Genomic DNA, 14,660 nt, shown 5'->3' on the forward strand with positions numbered 1-14,660 from the left:
TTTCATGAAAATCAGGCCGCCTCGCGCCACCATCAGCGATGTTGCTCACGCGGCACGAACCGGAAAAACCAGCGTTTCACGCTACCTCAATGGTGAGTTGCATCTTCTTTCAGCCGATCTTAAAGCCCGGATTGAGCAGGCTATTGCCGATCTCAGCTATCGCCCCAGCCAGATGGCGCGCGGCCTGAAGCGCGGCCGCACCCGCCTGATTGGGCTGATCATCGCCGACATCACCAATCCCTATTCGGTTGATGTGATGAGTGGCATTGAAGCCGCCTGCCGCGAGCAGGGTTTCACCCTGCTGATGTGTAACACCAACAACGAAGTGGACCTGGAGCAGCACTATCTGCAGCTGCTGAGCAGCTATCAGGTAGAGGGCATCGTGGTGAATGCGGTGGGGATGCGTGAAGAAGTACTGAGCCATCTGCAGCAATCTTTGCTGCCGATGGTGCTGATTGACCGCAAAATTCCCGATTTTCCCTGCGACGTGGTGGGGCTGAATAATGCCGAAGCGGCGGAGACGGCGACACGTCATCTGGTCGATAACGGTTACGAAGCCTTGCTGTTTCTGAGTGAGCCGCTGGGCAGCGTCAACACCCGACGTGAGCGTTTGCAGGCTTTCCGCCAGCTGTTGACGGCCTATCCGCAGGTGCAGCATGAGAATGCGGAGCTGCCGCTGCATCAACCCGCCGCGCTCGATCAGGCGCTGCGCGCCTTTCATCAGCGTCACGCCGGCAAACGCAGCGCGGTGATGGTGGCCAACGGCGCGCTGACGTTGCAGGTGGCGCGATCGCTGCAGCGGATCAATCTGCAGTGGGGCAGCGATATCGGCCTGCTTGGCTTCGACGAACTGGAGTGGGCCGCGCTGGCAGGCGTCGGGATCACCACGCTGAAACAGCCTACCTGGCAGATCGGTTACAGCGCGCTGCAAAGGGTGATTGCACGTATCGAAAGCAGCGATCTGCCGGTCGCCGAACAGGTCTTCTCTGGCGAACTGATCGTTCGCGGTTCCAGCCAGCCTCTGCGCTAATTTTCAGACTTTTACGCGTCCACTCCGTGCTCGCTTCGTGAGCACGATCATAAATTCATCGTTTGCTGCTTTGCTTTGGAACCGGTTCCATCTAGGGTTTTTACAGAACTTAAGGCGAACGCCTCGATGGAGCACAACATGAAGCCTGACATTATCGTGGTCACCGCCGCTTACGGCCATTCGCAGATCGCCGCTCTTGGCGGTCAGACGGCACTGCTGCCGATCATTCAGCAGGCGGGCGCTGACGGCGTTGAAATCCGTCGCGAACTGTGTGATCAGGCCACGCTGGCCGATCTGCCTGCCCTGGCCGCTGCGGTGGCGCAGCATCAGCTGCACGCCAGTTATTCGGTACCGGATACGCTGTTTTGTGACGACGGTGACGTAAATCCGCGCATAACTCACTACTTTGAAGAAGCACGCCAGTTAAACGCCCAGCGTCTCAAGCTGGCGTTGGGTCACTTCACCGGCACGCTTCCGGCGTCATTGTCGTCACTGCTGGCTGCCCAGCCACTGTCGCTGACGGTGGAAAACGATCAGACCGAACACGGCAAACTCGCCGTCAGCGTGCAGTTTTTCGCGGCGGTCCGCGCGGCCGGATTGCCGATCAGCATGACCTTTGATATGGGCAACTGGTGCTGGACCGGCGAAGATGCCGCCCAGGCTGCGCAACAGCTGGCGGCACAGGTCGGTTATATCCATGTGAAAGCGGCGATCCCGCATCATGACAGCTACCGGGCAATCGCGCTGGATGAGGCTGATAACGGCTGGCGGACTCTGCTGCAACAGCTGCCCGCCACGGCACCACGCGGGATTGAGTTTCCGCTGGAAGGCGAAGACCTGATAGCGGTCACGCGGCACTATGTGTCGCTGCTGCGCAACGTTTGAGGAGTGAAGATGACTACGCATCACAACGGTACGCTTGATGTTGTCACTATCGGGGAAGCGATGGCGATGTTTATCGCCCGTGAAACCGGCGACCTGGCCGCCGCGGAAACCTTCGTTAAACGTGCGGCAGGGGCTGAACTGAATGTGGCGACTGGCCTGGCGCGTCTCGGCCTTAAAACCGGCTGGGTCAGCCGCGTCGGGGATGACGCCTTTGGGCGCTTTATCTGCCAGCAGCTGGAGAAAGAGGGCATTGATCATCGCCAGGTGACGGTCGATAACCGTTATCCGACCGGTTTCCAGCTTAAATCCAAAGTGGATGATGGCTCCGATCCGCTGGTGGAGTATTTCCGTAAAGGCTCGGCCGCCAGCCATCTGTCAGTAGACGATTTCGACGCCGACTATTTTGGATCGGCACGCCATCTGCACCTGAGCGGCGTGGCGGCTGCGCTCTCCGACAGTTCGCTGGCGCTGCTGAAACATGCGGCAAAAGAGATGCGTGCGCGCGGCAAAACCATCTCGTTCGATCCTAACCTGCGGCCAGTGCTGTGGCGCAGCGAAGAGGAGATGCGTACCCAGCTTAATCTGCTGGCGGAGTACGCCGACTGGGTGCTGCCTGGCGAGAAAGAGGGACTGATTCTGACCGGTTATCGTCAGCCGGAAGCGATTGCCGACTTCTACCTCGATAAAGGGGTGAAAGCGGTGGTGATTAAAACCGGCTGTGACGGCGCCTGGTATAAAACCGCCAGCGGCGAAAAAGGTCAGGTTGCCGCGATCAAAGTCGATAACGTGGTGGACACCGTGGGCGCTGGCGACGGTTTTGCCGTTGGCGTGATCAGTGCGCTGCTGGAAGGTCTGAGCCTGCCGCAGGCGATTCAGCGCGGCAACAAAATTGGTTCGATGGCGATTCAGGTGATTGGCGACAGCGAAGGTCTGCCGACGCGTCAGCAACTCGGCGACGCATAGCCCGCGCCTCACATATTGACACAGGAGTTCCCGATGAAAACGCAGACAATTGCGCCAAAACGCTGGTGGTTCATCATGCCCATCGTGTTTATCACCTACAGCCTGGCCTATCTCGACCGCGCTAATTTTAGCTTTGCTTCGGCGGCGGGGATAAACGACGATCTCGGCATTACCAAAGGCATGTCCTCTCTGCTGGGTGCGCTGTTCTTCCTCGGCTACTTCTTCTTCCAGATTCCTGGGGCGATCTACGCCGAACGCCGCAGCGTCAAAAAACTGATTTTCTGGTGCCTGATCCTGTGGGGCGGCTGTGCCTCGCTGACCGGCGTGGTCAGCAATATTCCAATGCTGGCGGCGATTCGCTTTATTCTCGGGGTGGTCGAAGCGGCGGTGATGCCAGCCATGCTGATCTACATCAGTAACTGGTTTACCAAATCTGAACGGTCACGCGCCAATACCTTTCTGATCCTCGGTAACCCGGTGACGGTGCTGTGGATGTCGGTGGTATCGGGCTACCTGATCGAATCCTTCGGCTGGCGTGAAATGTTCATTTTCGAAGGGATCCCGGCGGTTGTCTGGGCCATCGCCTGGTGGTTTATGGTGCAGGACAAACCGGCACAGGCGCGCTGGATGAGTGATGCAGAGAAAGCCGCACTGCAGGCGGAACTGCAAAAAGAGCAGGACAATATCAAAGCGGTGCGTAACTACAGTGAAGCGTTCCGTAACCGCAACGTGATTATTCTTTGCCTGCAATATTTTGCCTGGAGCATTGGCGTTTACGGCTTCGTGCTGTGGCTGCCCTCGATTCTGCGTAACGGTACCCAGATGGGAATGGTTGAAGCCGGCTGGCTGTCAGCGGTGCCGTATCTGGCGGCGACCATTGCGATGGTAGTGGTCTCGTGGGCCTCTGATAAAACGCAAAATCGTAAGCTGTTTGTCTGGCCACTGCTGCTGATCGGCGCGCTGGCATTCCTCGGCTCTTATCTGGTGGGATCGGGCAACTTCTGGCTCTCCTACACCCTGTTAGTGATTGCCGGTGCGGCGATGTATGCCCCTTACGGCCCGTTCTTCGCCATTATTCCAGAGATGCTGCCGCGCAATGTTTCCGGCGGGGCGATGGCGCTGATCAACAGTATGGGCGCGCTCGGCTCGTTTATCGGATCGTGGATTGTCGGCTATCTTAATGGTGCGACCGGCAGTCCGTCAGCGTCCTATATTTTTATGGGATCGGCGCTGCTGGTGTCGGTGTGGCTGACGCTGATTGTCAAACCGGCGCAGAACAAGACGACGCCACCGCTGCACGGGGCGAAACACGCCTGAATGCGTAAACCCAGACGTTAGCCCGCATTTTCCGGGCGGCCTGCGCGCCGCCCGTCACTTATTTAATGACCGGGAGCCACCGAATGAAACCCGCTGTGATTCTGTATAAAAAACTGCCCGACGATTTGCGCGCGCGCCTGGCGGCGCATGCCGAAGTCACTGAAATCAGCGATCTGTCACCCGCCAGCCAGCAGCAACACGCTGCGGCGCTGGCCCAGGCCGAAGGCCTGCTGGGATCGGGCGGGAAAGTGAATGGCGAACTGCTGGCGAAAATGCCAAAACTGCGCGCCTGCTCCAGCGTCTCAGTCGGGTATGACAACTTTGACGTCGAGGCGCTGAATCAGCGTCAGGTGGTGCTGATGCACACCCCGACCGTGCTGACGGAAACCGTCGCCGATACCATCATGGCGCTGGTGCTGAGCACCGCGCGTCGGGTGCCGGAGCTGGACGCCTGGGTAAAAGCGGGCAACTGGCAGAAAAGCATCGGTCCGGAGCGTTTTGGCATCGATGTGCACCATAAAACGCTGGGCATCCTCGGTATGGGCCGCATCGGCATGGCGCTGGCCCAGCGCGCCCACTTTGGCTTTGGCATGAAAATCCTCTATAACGCGCGCCGTGAGCATCAGGAAGCGCAGACGCGATTTGGCGCAGAGCGCTGCGAACTGGAGACGCTGCTGAAGCAGAGCGACTTTGTCTGCATCAGCCTGCCGCTGACTGAACAGACCCATCATCTGATCGGGGCAGAGCAAATTGCCCTGATGAAGCCGGAAGCGGTGCTGATCAACGCCGGTCGCGGGCCGGTGGTGGATGAGAACGCGCTGATCGCGGCTCTGCAGGCGGGAAAACTGCACGCCGCCGGACTGGATGTGTTCGAGAAAGAGCCGCTGCCGGCCGATTCTCCGCTGCTGTCGCTGCCCAACGTGGTGACGCTGCCGCACATCGGTTCCGCGACTCACGAAACCCGCTACGGCATGATGCTGGATGCCGTGGATAATCTGATCGCTGCGCTCAGCGGCAAGGTCGATAAAAACTGTGTTAACCCGCAGGCGCTGAAGTAATCCCTGCGCCTTCCCATTGCGCCCGCCGGTGGCGGGCGTTATGGTGGACCCCCGATTCGTTATCACAAATTTTTAACCGCTATGTCCTTTTCTCAGTTCGGCGACAAATTTACCCAACATTCCGGCATCTCACGGCTGATGGAAGATATGGGCGCAGGCTTGCGTACGCCCGGCACCATCATGCTGGGTGGCGGCAATCCGGCGCAAATCCCGGCCATGAACGACTACTTTCAGCAACTGCTGCAGCAGATGCACGAGGAAGGCAAGCTCAGCGAGGCGCTCTGCAATTACGATGGCCCGCGTGGCAAAGCAACACTGCTGGAGGCGCTGGCAGAACTGCTGCGCGACCAGCTGGGCTGGCCGATCGGCGCACAGAACATTGCGTTGACTAATGGCAGCCAGAGTGCCTTCTTCTATCTGTTTAACCTGTTTGCCGGCCGCCGGGCCGACGGCAGCAAAAAGCGCGTGCTGTTCCCGCTGGCACCGGAGTATCTCGGCTATGCCGATGCCGGGCTGGAAGAGGGCATGTTTGTCTCGGCCAAACCGAACATTGAACTGCTGCCGGCCGGCCAGTTCAAATATCACGTCGATTTCGAACATCTGCCGATGAAAGAGGATATCGGGCTGATCTGCGTGTCGCGTCCGACCAACCCGACCGGCAACGTGATCACCGACGATGAGCTGCTGCAGCTGGATGCACTGGCGCAGCAGCACGACGTTCCGCTGTTGATCGACAACGCCTACGGCGTGCCGTTTCCCGGCATTATCTTCAGCGAGGTCCGCCCGCTGTGGAATCCCAACATTATTCTCTGTATGAGCCTGTCGAAGCTTGGCCTGCCAGGTGCGCGCTGCGGCATTATTATCGCCGATGAGAAAACCATCGGGGCGCTGAGCAACATGAACGGCATCATCAGCCTGGCACCCGGCAGCATCGGCCCGGCGATTGCCGGTGAGATGATCCGCCGTGGCGATCTGTTGCGCCTGTCAGAACAGGTGATTAAGCCGTTTTATCAGCAGAAGGTGCAGCAGACCATCGCTATCCTGCGTCGTTATCTGTCGGAAGAGCGCTGCCTGATCCACAAACCGGAAGGGGCGATTTTCCTCTGGCTGTGGTTCCGCGACCTGCCGATCAGCACTGAGACGCTTTACCAGCGGTTGAAAGCGCGCGGCGTACTGATGGTGCCGGGCCACTTTTTCTTTCCGGGACTGGAACATGAATGGCCGCACACCCATCAATGCATGCGCATGAACTACGTGCCGGATGCGGAGAATATCGAGCGGGCGGTGCAGATTCTGGCCGAAGAGATTGAGACCGCCTGGCGCGACGCCTAATCCTGCGGCTCGGTTAATGACAGCTGGCACCACTGCGCCAGCTGTCGTATTGCCTGTTCAACCTCGTCATTCCAGCCGAAACCGGCATTAAGCCGGAAACAGTGGTCATAGCGCTGATCGGTGGCAAAAATATGGCCGGGCGCAATGCCAATACCTGCATTCCGCGCTTTAAGAAACAGTGCGCGCACGTTCAGCGCCTGCGCGGGCATTTCTACCCATAACACATAGCCGCCTTCGGGATCCGAAACCCGGGTTCCGGCCGGGAATTCCCGCAGCACCGACTGACGCATGGCGCTGATTTGCCGCGCCAGCTCGCGCCGCAGTTTGCGCAGATGCGCGTCATAGCCTCCGCTGCGCAGCAGCTCAGCGACCGCCGCCTGCGACAACACCGAGGTGCCCATGGTCGAGGTATATTTCAGCGAGGCGATTTTGCGCATGTAGTTGACGCTGTGGACCCAGCCGATGCGGATGCCAGGAGCCACCGTTTTGGAGAAACCACTGCACAGAATGGCATTCGGGCTGAAGGCGCGCATCGGGAAAGGGCGGCGCTCACCAAAGGCGGTATCGCCAAAAATATCGTCCTCAATGATCACCACATCATTTTCATCCGCCTGCCGGGCAATATAGGCTTTCTGCTCGTTAGGAATGCTTTTCCCCAGCGGATTATTAATGTTGCACAGAGTCAGAAACACCCGCACCGCCTTGCGCTGAAACAGCCCGGTCAGCTTCGCCACATTGACATAGCCTTCCGGCCCGGCCTCGACTTCAATCACCCGCAGATTGAGGTTATGCAGCATTTGCAGCAGCACGAAATAGCAGGGCGACTCGACCGCCACCACGTCACCAGGCTGGGTGGTGGCGCGCAGCGACAGGGAGATAGCTTCGATACAGCCGTTGGTGATCAGGATATCGTCGGTGCTGATATTGCAGCCGTAATCGACCGCCCGGCGGGCGATTTCGACTTTTAACGGCGCGTAGCCGGTGCCTTTCACCGTGTTGCCCAGCAGGGCGGGCTTGCTGTAGCCCATCTGGCGCATCAGCAAGCCGAGCTTCTTCACCGGATAGAGCGCGCTGTCGCCGTTCGCCAGATCGAGACGCACCCGGCAGTCTGAACCGAGCATCGCCAGATGCAGCTCAGTCTGTTCGTCGAGCGGGGCGATGGCACGCGGCTGTTCGCTGACGGCAGGCAGCTGTCGCGGTCGGTGCCGTTGCGGCGCCACAAAAAAGCCCGACTTCGGCCGGGCGACGGCGTAACGCTCATCCTCCAGCGTACGTAATGTTTTCAGGGCGGTCGTGAGGCTGACGTTGTACTGCGTCGCCAGGGTACGCACCGACGGCAGGCGGCTGTCGGGTGCCAGCGTACCGGCATGAATCGCCTGCTTGATCTGTTCGGCTATCTGGCGGTAACGACTGTTCTGACTCTCCTGTTCCCCGACAACTTCGGCCATCTGTACCACCCCATATCGCGCTGATCTGTGCATATTCAACAGAGTACATTCAAAGTACTTTAGCCTGCATCTCTTAATTATTCATGACGCTAAACGGACCTGTCGCCATGGCGATTGTGCGTCTGAGAGGTATGCCGGGCGTCATCGTCATCCGCGCAGGCCGCCGGTTGCGACATCAGGCGTTCAGGCGGTTGAGTGATTCTATTCGCGTAAGGAAAAAGTGAAAAATGAATAATCTGTCCACCATGATGAAGGAGATTCAGGGCTACCTTTCGCCGGCCATCATCGACTCAGCACAGCGCTGTTCTGACCGTCTGCTGGCGGCGTTACCCGATCGCCAGCAGCTGGAAAATAACCGTGTTCTGCTCGCCTATGGCGGTGGGAAAGACAGCAGCTACGTGGTGGCCTATGTCCGCTATATTCAGGGCATCATCTGGCAGCAGCGCGGTGCCACCTTTCGCCTGCGCGTCAGCACCAATCGTCATGCGGCGATGAACGACAGCGTGATGGAGAACATCAACCGGGTTTATCAATCGCTGGCGATGCATGACGATCCGCTGGCTGAATGTCTGGTGGTGGATGGGTTACAGATTCGTCCTTACGCCCGGCATCTGCCAATGCCAGAGGCGGTGCGGCAGCAGAATCGCAACGATGTGCTGATGAATGGCCACCGGTTTCGCGCCGATGCGCGCTCGACCTTCTGCAACGCCTGCAACCTCAGCATGGTCAACTCATTTGGTCTGGCGGCGGATTACGACGGTGGCGTGGATGTGATCATCACCGGCGACTCGCCGCAGGAGCAGGCAGCCTATGTTGCCTGGGCGCGCCATCTGTCGCGGCTGTTCGACGCGCCGGTGGCGGATAAAAGCCGCGGCTTTAGCGGTTTCCTGCAGACGCTGGATGGCGTCGCCGAACGCTATTTCAGCGATATCTACGGTGCCGATCAGCTGACGCCAGCGCACCGCATTACCCATCAGTTAGCGCGCGATCCGCTGTTTTTCAATATCTATCAGGACACCGCCTATGAAGCGGGCGCGCACTGGGCGCTGCTCAGTGAATTTATGCGCTTCCGTTTCGATGAGCTGATGTTCAGCTTCTCCGAGTCAGACTGCGGCAATCCGACCTTAATGGCCCATCTGCGCGGGCTGCGGGCGGAAACGCTGCTGCAGCGCAACTACGCCGAAGGGATCCGCGAATATGTGCGCTTTGCCCTCGGCTTAATGGTGAAGAAGGATTTCCCGCCGCAGCTGATCGACGAAATGGCGGCGCGGTATCAGGATGACGCGGCGATCCAGCAGCAGCGTCAGCGGGCAGCGACCTTCGCTATTGAGGCGTTCGGTCTCAGTGAAGAGCAGCTGATCTGCATGATTTACTCACCGTTCCTCGCCCACGGGCAACAGCTTAGCCAGTGGCTGACCCGCCAGCAGATTGCGCTGGATGAGGCAGCGATCCGCGATCTCCTTGAACAGCGCAGCGAAGATAGCACGCTGGCGCAGCAGTTAACCCAGCTTTCCGGCATGACGCTGACGCAGATGCGTCACTGCTGGCAGAGCAACCCGGTCAGTTCGTTGCTGGACGGCAAGAGCGCCGATCCGCTGTCGCGCGTACTGCGTTTTGATCCCCATAAAGCGGTGATTCAGGTTAACCACGGTGAGCTGAACGACACCGTGACTGAAGTCATTTCCGGACGTTAGTCCGGTAAGGCGAGGCGATGAGAAAGATTTTTCTGCAGATTGGCGCGACCCGTGACGGGCACAATCCCTACTGCGCGGTGGCGAAGCGCGACGGCTATTTTACCGTGCTGGCTGAGATGGGCGACTTTGTTGATTACCAGTCGCTGAGCCTGACGCTGCCCTTTGATCTGATCGTTCGCCTGGATAGACCGGAAAACCCGTGGGAGGTGATCCAGGCTTATCTGCACGCCGGTTTGCTGTCGCATCCGCAGGTGGTGCTGGCCGGTTTTGAAGCCTATAACGCCAGCGCCGGGCGGGTTCGGGAAATGCTGGCCGGACCCGATGCACCAGCCGCGTTTATCCCGCTGGATAAATATGCTCAGCGCATGGCGCTGAAAAAAGCCTGGCCTGCTTTCCCGCAGCCGGAGTTCCGCTTCTTCGCCTCACCGCTCAGCATTCTGGATGCGAAAGAGGCGCTGCTTTATCCCTGCGTGGTGAAACCGGTGGATGGCGGTGGCGGGCTGGGGATCTGGCTGATTGAACGGGCCGATCAGCTGTGCCAGGTGGTGAACAAGCTGGTACAGACGATGAATTACGGCGGACGCGGCTTCAGCGGTTTCATTGTCGAGAGCGGATTATCGGGTGAGGAATTCTCGTTGCAGGGCGTGGTGCATCAGGGACATCCGCAGGCGCTGACCTGCTGCCAGAAGGTGATTGAGCAGCACCGTGACGCTGAGGGCTGCGTCAGCTTTTACGAATCGGGACATGTGGCGCTGGCAGCGGCCGCGCTGCCATCTTCGTTCACCAGCCTGATGGCGTTTTGTTGCGAAACCTTTGGCTATCGTCAGGGTGCCTTCCATATCGATTTCATCCTGGTGAACGGTATTCCGCATTTTCTGGAGATGGGATTTCGGCTGTCAGGCATGGGCGTGACAACGCTGGTTCAGGAAGCCACCGGCATCGACTGGGCAGACGTGACCTTTGGCCTCGAGGCGGGCGCGGTGCTGCCGGCGTTTGCCTTCACCGCGCCGCGCGCGGTGGGCCAGCTGCGGCTGCGGCAACCGGCACAGCTGCAGGCGGCCGAGCGCTGGATCGATCAGCATCAGCAGGGTCAGCTGATGCCGACGCTGCGGCTGCCTGCACTGCAGGTTTCACCGCGATCGTCGTTATACGCCGATCTGACCCGACACGCCGGGGTTCTGGCGACCTTTTGCCTGACCGCGGCGACACGTGAACCGATTCTGGCGGCCTTTCATCAGGTGATCGCCGCGCAGCCCGCGGCGGCAGGGAGAAACACAGTATGTGCAGAATGATTCTGGCACACGGCCGGTTCGACAGCGCCGCCATTCTGGAGGCGGCGCGCGTCATGAGCTGTGGCGAGAGCGCCGACCACGACGGACCGATCAAACAGCATCCTAACGGCTGGGGCTGTCTGTGGCTGGAGAACGGTGAGATCCGCACCCTGCATGGCACCGGCGCGTTTGCCGACGCGCTGCCGGGCATTGATGTCGATCGGCTACGCAGCCGCTTTCTGGCGGTTCACGTGCGCCACGCCACCCTGAGTAAAAATCACGGACTGGAATTCTCGCATCCGCTGTGGCGCAACAGCGCAGGACATCGCTGGTACATGATGCACAACGGTTTTCTGCCGACCATTTATCGTCAGCTCGGCCTGGCCGAATCACGCTTCGATTCGGAAGAGTATCTGCACTATCTGGTCGATCAGATCACCCCGGCTGATTTCACCCGTGACTATCTGCAGGCAAAAATGGCTCAGGTTGCGCCAGGCGGCAGTGCAGGTAATGCGATTTTTGTCACCCGCGACAAGGCCTGGGCATGGCAGTGGCATCCGCACGACACGCCCTATCCCGACTACTTTACGATGCATTTTCGGCAACAGGACGATTGTACCCTGATCGCCTCTGAACCGGTGGCAATACCAGGCAGCGCCGGCAACTGGCGGCGAATGAACAATCATGAACTCTATGAAATACCGTTTAGGGAGTGAGAAACATGGCTATTTTCAATCAGTTCCGCGTGATTAATCCCAACATGTTTGTGGAGTCGACCTGGCTGGATGACATCGTAACGGCGCGCGTGCCGTTGCTGGTGCTGCGCAACTTCCTCACGCCGGACGTCCGCCAGGCGGTGGTGACCGATCTCCAGCACTGCCGGGAAAAGATCCGCGTATCCCACTACCCCAACGGTGCGCTCACCACGCTCGGTCCCTATCTGGCCCGGCATACGGCGGCGCCGGACAACTATTTTACCGAGCTGCGCGACATTCAACCGTCGCTGCCGCCGTCGCTTAGCACGTTGCGCGAACAGATCTACTACTGGGTACAACATGCGCTGCGGCTGGAGAGCCTCGCTACCGCGCAGGAGCCGGGCCGGGGTGAGTATGCCGGTTCGATTGTGCGCTTTCATGCCGACGGCGTGGCGAATCCGCTGCATAACGACAACATCGTGCGCGATGCCGCCAACAGCGGGCTGGCGGTAACCCAGATCCTGCATCAGCTCAGCTGCGTGGTCTGCCTGCAGGAGTGCAACGCCGGCGGCGCGCTGCGCATCTACAACAAAAAATGGTCGCCGGAGGATGAACAGTTCAAAACCGCCGGTGAGCTGGGTTATCGCAGCGGCGTGGTGGCGGGCAGCGAAACCTGCGAGTTTTCACCGCGCAGCGGCGATATCTACCTGTTTAACCCCGCCTTTTATCACGAAATTGACCGGGTCGAAGGCGATACCCGCATCACCATGGGCTTCTTTTTCGGCCTGACCGATAAAAAAATGAAGCACGCTATCGCCTGGAGTTAATCCAGGTTGCGCCAGATAAGGAGAGGGGAATGACGACGTTTGAAAAAATCATCGCGCTGCTGGATCAGCATCAGGCGAACTATCGGGTGGCAGAGCATCAGGCGGTGGGCCAGACCGATCTGATCAGTGAGATACGCGGTAACGCGCTCAATCAGGCGGCCAAAGCGATGGTGCTTGAGGTCAGCATGCCGGAGGGTGCCGATGCGCGTTATCTGCTGGCGATTGTGCCGGGCGATTGCCGGATCAACTTCAAAAGCGCGGCGCGCGCCATCGGCGGTAAGAAGTCCGCCTTTGCCGCACCGGAGATGGCCCAGGCGCTGACCGATTGCGTAATGGGGGCGGTGCCGCCGTTTAGTTTTGATGACCGGCTGGCGTTGCGGGTCGATACGCGGCTGCAACAGGTCGGGACGTTATGGTTTAACGCGGGTGCGCTGGATAAGTCGATTGCGCTGGCGGTAGAGGACTATTTTCGCATTGTCGGTGACGACTGCTGTGCGGATATCGCCACGCCGGTGGCGATCACTGCCTGAAGCGGCACAAGGAGTATCCGATGTCGGTAAAAGATATGCTGTTAGCGCTGTGCGTGGTGGTGGCATGGGGCGTCAATTTTGTGGTGATCAAGCTGGGGCTGCAGGGCATGCCGCCCTTTTTACTGGCCGGGCTACGCTTCAGCCTGGTGGCGTTTCCCGCCATCTTGTTTGTACGCCGTCCGCCGATCCCGCTGCGCTGGCTGGTGGTCTACGGGATGACCATCAGTTTTGGTCAGTTCGCGTTTCTGTTTCTGGCGATCAAGCTGGGCATGCCCGCCGGTCTGGCGTCGCTGGTGCTGCAGGCGCAGGCGTTCTTCACGCTGCTGCTGGGCGCGCTGCTGCTGGCGGAGAAGCTGCGCTGGAATCACATTGTCGGGATTATTATCGCCACGCTGGGGATGTTTATGCTGGCCACGGCGGGCATGGAGGGCCAGACCACGGCCGGTATCACGCTGACGACAATGATGCTGACGCTGGCGGCAGCGCTGTCGTGGGGACTGGGTAACATCACCAACAAGATCATTATGCGCAACCGCAAGGTGCCGATCATGTCGCTGGTGGTCTGGAGCGCGCTGGTACCGATCGCGCCTTTCTTTGCCTGCTCGCTGCTGTTTGACGGCCAGGCCGCCATCCTCAACAGCCTGCTGCATATCGGGCTACAGACCATACTGGCGTTAATTTATCTGGCGTTTATCGCCACCATCATAGGCTATGCGATCTGGGGTAACCTGCTGAGCCGCTACGAAACCTGGCGCGTTGCGCCGCTGTCGCTGCTGGTGCCGGTGGTCGGGATTATCACCGCCGCGCTGGTGCTGGATGAGCACCTGTCGGGACAGCAGATGCTGGGCGCTACCATCATTATTCTGGGGCTGCTGGTGAACGTATTTGGCGGGGTAGTGGGTCAGCGTTTAGCGATGCGAACGCAATCCTGAAGGCAAAAAAAACGCCGCTGACGCGGCGTTTTTTATGATTATTTCAGAATCTCAATACGGCGTGGTTTCGCTTCTTCCGGCACCAGGCGTTCAAGATCGATGCTTAACAGACCATTTTCCAGACGGGCATCACGTACCACAATGTGGTCGGCCAGCTGGAATTTACGCTCGAAATTACGTTCGGCGATACCCTGATACAGGTATTTACGTTCGGTCTGCTCTTCCGGGTGGGCACCCCGCACGATCAGCACGTTATCGTGGGCGGTGATCTCCAGTTCGCTCTGAGAAAAACCGGCTACGGCAATAGTAATGCGATAGTGGTTTTCATCGACCAGCTCGACGTTGTACGGAGGATAGCCGCCGTTGCTCTGATTTTGATTCGCTTCGAGCAGGTTAAACAGGCGGTCAAAGCCGATGGCAGAACGATAAAGTGGAGAGAGATCAAAATTACGCATATTAAGACTCCTGAGTTTCAGCAAGTTTTGGCAACCTTCCACTACGGGACAGGTTTTTATACGGCACCTCACTGTCCCTTGCGGCAACGGTGAGTGCGTCCGTAATCTAAAAATGGGTGCCGGACGTCAGCTTTCAAGGGGGAAAACGCAATTTTTTTCGCCAGATTGAGAAAATGACATACACTCAGGACTACCTTTGCCGGACCAGTACGGACCTCACCCC

The 14,660-nt window shown here is 58.9% G+C and carries 14 protein-coding genes; 12 read left to right on the top strand and 2 right to left on the bottom strand.

The features are described 5' to 3' along the window. The first annotated feature begins 4 nt into the window (after positions 1–4). The 6 genes from AC6I8I_RS00180 (at position 5) to AC6I8I_RS00205 (ending at position 6,585) form a co-directional block, all read left to right on the top strand. Complete coding sequence (locus AC6I8I_RS00180; protein ID WP_312054914.1) at positions 5–1,030, top strand: LacI family DNA-binding transcriptional regulator; 1,026 nt, start codon at positions 5–7, stop codon at positions 1,028–1,030. Positions 1,031–1,168: 138 nt separating this feature from the next. Continuing rightward, positions 1,169–1,915, top strand: coding sequence for a sugar phosphate isomerase/epimerase (locus AC6I8I_RS00185; protein WP_312759168.1), 747 nt, complete (start codon positions 1,169–1,171; stop codon positions 1,913–1,915). Positions 1,916–1,924: 9 nt separating this feature from the next. Next, positions 1,925–2,878 carry a sugar kinase gene (locus AC6I8I_RS00190; protein WP_031376140.1) on the top strand — a complete coding sequence of 318 codons (954 nt, stop codon included), beginning with the start codon at positions 1,925–1,927 and terminating at the stop codon, positions 2,876–2,878. Positions 2,879–2,911: 33 nt separating this feature from the next. Then, the gene (locus tag AC6I8I_RS00195; protein WP_312054909.1) at positions 2,912–4,195 is read left to right on the top strand and encodes an MFS transporter; all 1,284 of its coding nucleotides are present in this window, start codon (positions 2,912–2,914) and stop codon (positions 4,193–4,195) included. Positions 4,196–4,278: 83 nt separating this feature from the next. After that, positions 4,279–5,253, top strand: a complete 975-nt coding sequence (gene ghrB, locus AC6I8I_RS00200) for a glyoxylate/hydroxypyruvate reductase GhrB (protein ID WP_312054907.1) — start codon at positions 4,279–4,281, stop codon at positions 5,251–5,253. Positions 5,254–5,334: 81 nt separating this feature from the next. Further along, complete coding sequence (locus tag AC6I8I_RS00205) at positions 5,335–6,585, top strand: valine--pyruvate transaminase (RefSeq protein ID WP_312054905.1); 1,251 nt, start codon at positions 5,335–5,337, stop codon at positions 6,583–6,585. Here AC6I8I_RS00205 and AC6I8I_RS00210 read toward each other — a convergent pair. Beyond that, a complete protein-coding gene (locus tag AC6I8I_RS00210; RefSeq protein WP_312054903.1) occupies positions 6,582–8,033 on the bottom strand; it encodes an aminotransferase-like domain-containing protein in 1,452 nt (483 codons plus the stop codon). The two genes, AC6I8I_RS00205 and AC6I8I_RS00210, sit on opposite strands and share 4 nt — an antisense overlap. 227 nt (positions 8,034–8,260) lie before the next feature. Here AC6I8I_RS00210 and AC6I8I_RS00215 point away from each other — a divergent pair, with 227 nt between their 5' ends. From AC6I8I_RS00215 to AC6I8I_RS00240, 6 genes are read left to right on the top strand one after another with little or no spacing between them, the layout of a single operon-like run. Continuing rightward, the gene (locus tag AC6I8I_RS00215) at positions 8,261–9,727 is read left to right on the top strand and encodes a hypothetical protein (protein WP_497828218.1); all 1,467 of its coding nucleotides are present in this window, start codon (positions 8,261–8,263) and stop codon (positions 9,725–9,727) included. A gap of 17 nt (positions 9,728–9,744) precedes the next feature. Continuing rightward, positions 9,745–11,019 carry an ATP-grasp domain-containing protein gene (locus AC6I8I_RS00220; RefSeq protein WP_312054899.1) on the top strand — a complete coding sequence of 425 codons (1,275 nt, stop codon included), beginning with the start codon at positions 9,745–9,747 and terminating at the stop codon, positions 11,017–11,019. After that, positions 11,007–11,714 carry a class II glutamine amidotransferase gene (locus AC6I8I_RS00225; RefSeq protein WP_312054898.1) on the top strand — a complete coding sequence of 236 codons (708 nt, stop codon included), beginning with the start codon at positions 11,007–11,009 and terminating at the stop codon, positions 11,712–11,714. Before AC6I8I_RS00220 ends, AC6I8I_RS00225 begins: the two co-directional genes overlap by 13 nt. Positions 11,715–11,719: 5 nt before the next feature. Then, complete coding sequence (locus tag AC6I8I_RS00230) at positions 11,720–12,520, top strand: 2OG-Fe(II)-dependent halogenase WelO5 family protein (RefSeq protein WP_312054897.1); 801 nt, start codon at positions 11,720–11,722, stop codon at positions 12,518–12,520. 29 nt (positions 12,521–12,549) lie between these two features. Beyond that, positions 12,550–13,050, top strand: a complete 501-nt coding sequence (locus AC6I8I_RS00235) for a YbaK/EbsC family protein (RefSeq protein ID WP_312054896.1) — start codon at positions 12,550–12,552, stop codon at positions 13,048–13,050. A gap of 20 nt (positions 13,051–13,070) precedes the next feature. Further along, a complete protein-coding gene (locus AC6I8I_RS00240) occupies positions 13,071–13,982 on the top strand; it encodes an EamA family transporter (RefSeq protein ID WP_312054895.1) in 912 nt (303 codons plus the stop codon). Between the two features lie 38 nt (positions 13,983–14,020). Here AC6I8I_RS00240 and ibpA read toward each other — a convergent pair whose 3' ends face one another. After that, the gene (gene ibpA / locus AC6I8I_RS00245) at positions 14,021–14,437 is read right to left on the bottom strand and encodes a small heat shock chaperone IbpA (RefSeq protein ID WP_046289498.1); all 417 of its coding nucleotides are present in this window, start codon (positions 14,435–14,437) and stop codon (positions 14,021–14,023) included. Between the last annotated feature and the right edge of the window lie 223 nt (positions 14,438–14,660).

The sequence above is a fragment of the Pantoea sp. X-Soil-YNGN-775 genome, from assembly GCF_059730575.1.